Here is a 3,342-nt window from a genome sequence, read left to right as displayed (position 1 = left end):
AATCTCCGGCCTTCACGGCCGAAATGATCAGCGCGGCCTGCGCAGAATTGGGGGAGCGGGCACTGATTTGCGCCGGCGTCACCGACTATAGCGGGGTGCGGTGTTCCGACCACGTGAAGGTGGTGGGGGCGATCAATTACGCGGAGACCTTTCCAATTTGCCGCGCGGTGGTCCACCACGGCGGCGCGGGCACCACGGCTGCGGGGCTGCGCGCCGGAATTCCCGAGCTGGTCCTTTGGACGGAACACGATCAGCCGTTTTGGGGAGCACAGGTGAAACGACTGGGGGTAGGCACCGCCCGGCGCCTGTCAACCACCACCGGGCAAACACTTGCCGCGGACCTGCGCCGAGTCCTGACGCCAGAGTGCATCACCCGAGCCCGCGAGATCGCGACACAGATGACCAAGCCTGCCGAAAGCGCTTCGGCCGCTGCCGATCTTGTGGAAGCCTTCGCCCGCTCGGGGCGAGTTGGCTGATCGGGCTGAAGACGCGCCGGAGCTAGCACGTTTCTCCCAAAGTTGCGTCCGACAGGTGGGATTTAGCGCTTTGGAACTGCCGAAAGCCGGGACGGGCGGCGCTGGCTTTGAGTATGGTTTGGACGGGCATAAAGAGGTTGGATCAGAGGCTCTAGGGAGTCGGTGCTCATCGATTCGTTCGCCAAGCATCGGTGATCCGGTTGGTTGTTTTCAACGGCGAAGCACAACGTGCGGCCGAGAGCCTCCTGCGCCGTAACCGGCTAGGCGGTTGATTTGGGGATAGCTGATCGCACTGCGTGCTCGGACGGCGTCGAACAGAACTTGATCGGTGTAGAGCGCATGCGAGCGCGAGAGCCTGGCAGGGATCAGGCTTTTGATGGGCAAAACGCTTCCTGGGGTGAGGCGTTGCATGCAATTTGATGGCAAGGCACTCCCGCTGACGCGTGGTCAGTTGGACATATGGCTTGCGCATGAAATGGGCCGGGGGGGCGCGGAATGGCAGCTCGGTCTGCTGGGGCGAATCGCCGGTCCGGTAGACCGCGGTCATCTCGAACAGGCGATTCGGCAAGCGGTGCAAGAGGCCGAACCAGGCAGGGCCGCATTTGTTGAGGTCGACGGCCAGGTCCTGCAATACGCGGTCGATTATCCAGATGTGGCATTGGATTTCTACGATCTGATCCAGGCGGATGATCCGGCGCAGAAAGTTCAGGAAATAACCGGGACGATTCAACGGACGCCGATGCCGCTAAGCGGCCCGCTATTCAAGTTCGTTTTATTTCAAACTTCGTCTGATGAGTTCTATCTGTTCGCATGCTGTCACCACATAGCGGTGGACGGCCTAGGTATGGCGTTGGTCAGCCGTCGGGTCGCCGCTATCTACTCCGCGATCGTTTCGGGTGAAGCGATCCCGGCTGCTTCCTTCGGGTCGATACAGGACTTGATTGATTGCGAAACAGACTACGAAGCTTCCGCCGACTACCTTGCCGATAAGGCGTATTGGGCCGGCAAGCTCCCACTCGAACGCGGCTCGCATAGTTGGTCGCTCGGATCCACCGACGAGCATGACGCTTTTCGACCCTCTGCGCGGGTCCGGCTGGACTCGTCGGTCGTCGGCCGGCTAAAAGATTTATCCAAGTCGCTGCGCGTCCGCCGGTATTCATTGATCACCGCCGCCTGTGCACTGTTAGCGCGCGGGTGGAGCGCTGACGGCTCGGATGTGGTCCTCGATTTCCCGGTCAGCAGGCGAGTGAGTCCCGAATCCAAAACGCTCCCCGCAATGCTCACCGGGGTGTTGCCGCTGATTTTGAAAGTGCCACCCGACGTTACGCTGGCCGATTTTTGCCAGGATGTTGACGCCCGCATCAGGGAGCTGTTGCGGCACCAGCGTTTTCCCATAAGTGCCCTCGAGGGTGAGAATCGGCTTGCTGGCAGGAAGCGTGAATTTAAACGGCTAGCCGTCAATTTCATTCCTTCACGGCTGCTTCTGGATTTCGCTGGAGCCCCAGCGACAGCGACATATACCAGCCACGGTCCGGTGGAGCATTTCGGGTTGTTCTTCCAGGGCTTCGGGGACCAGCTCTACCTCAGCACGGCGGGTGCCGGGCTGCCGTTCTCAAATTTTGAGGTGCCCGACCTCGCGCGGCGGCTGTGTCGGGTGTTGGCGGCCATGGCGGACGAGCCGGGGCGGCGGTTGTCGTCGATTGATGTGGTCGATGACAGTGAACGCGAGGTGCTTTACCGGCAGGGCAATCGGGCGGCGTTGACCGCGTCGTCTAGGCCGTTGTCGATCCCAGCGCTGTTCGCGCGTCAGGTGGCCCGGACACCGGAGGCGATCGCGATCACCCATGCCGGCCGCGAGCTCACGTATCGAGGACTCGATGACGCTTCGACCGGGTTGGCGCAATTGATGCTGGAGCGCGGAGTCGGCACGGGATCCGTTGTGGGGCTGCTGTGTCCGCGTTCTATCGAGGCGATCACCGCGATGTTGGCGGTACTCAAAACCGGGGCGGCCTACCTCCCGATCGATCCCGCACATCCCGACGCGAGGAGCGGTTTCGTGCTCGCCGATGCCGCGCCCATCTTGGTGCTGACCACGGCAGGCTTGGCCGAACGTCTCGACGGACATGACGTCGCTTTTATCATCCTCGACGACGTGGCCGTTGGTTTTGAGCGCGCTGCCGCGTTGCCGGCGCCCAGGCCTGACGACGTCGCGTATCTGATTTACACCTCGGGCACCACTGGTGTCCCCAAAGGCGTTGCAGTCACCCATCGCAACGTCACTCGCCTGCTGGCAGCGCTGGACGACACAGTGCCTGGCGGCCCGGCCCAAGTGTGGTCACACTGCCACTCTTTGGCGTTCGACTACTCGGTGTGGGAGATCTGGGGCGCCTTACTGCGTGGCGGGCGGCTGGTAGTCGTGCCTGACGCGGTGGCGCGTTCCCCGCAGGACTTGCTTGCGCTGTTGATTGCGCAGCGGGTGACCGTGCTCAGCCAAACCCCGGCGGCGTTTTATGCGTTGCAGTCTGCTGACGCGTTGCAGCCGGCGCCGAGCCAGCTGGAGCTGCAGGCCGTGGTGTTCGGTGGGGAAGCGCTTGAACCGCAACGTCTTCGGCCGTGGCTGGACCGGTACCCGAGGTCGCCCCGCTTGATCAACATGTACGGCATCACCGAAACCACGGTGCACGCGTCGGTTCGGGAGATTGTGGCCGGCGATGTCGAGGGCATTGTCAGTCCCATCGGGGTGCCGTTGGATCACCTGGCGTTCTTTGTGCTGGACCAGTGGTTGCGTGCGGTGCCGGTGGGGGTGGTTGGTGAGTTGTATGTGGCCGGTGCTGGTGTGGGGGTGGGGTATTGGCGGCGTGCGTCG

Annotated in this window: 2 protein-coding genes; both read left to right on the top strand. The window is 62.6% G+C overall.

Features of this window, described 5'->3' with window-relative positions:
- On the top strand, positions 1 to 476 hold a 476-nt coding region (locus A5622_RS29770; protein WP_369829245.1), incomplete at its 5' end, for a glycosyltransferase.
- 409 nt (positions 477 to 885) lie between these two features.
- Positions 886 to 3,342: AMP-binding protein (locus A5622_RS18090; RefSeq protein ID WP_156753001.1), on the top strand; the 2,457-nt coding region annotated here is incomplete at its 3' end.

Origin of the sequence: Mycobacterium sp. 1245801.1, assembly GCF_001673055.1 — a bacterium.
GTDB lineage: Bacteria > Actinomycetota > Actinomycetes > Mycobacteriales > Mycobacteriaceae > Mycobacterium > Mycobacterium europaeum_A.
The sequence above is the reverse complement of the archived record's forward strand: the minus strand, read 5'-3'. Positions and strand labels throughout refer to the sequence as shown.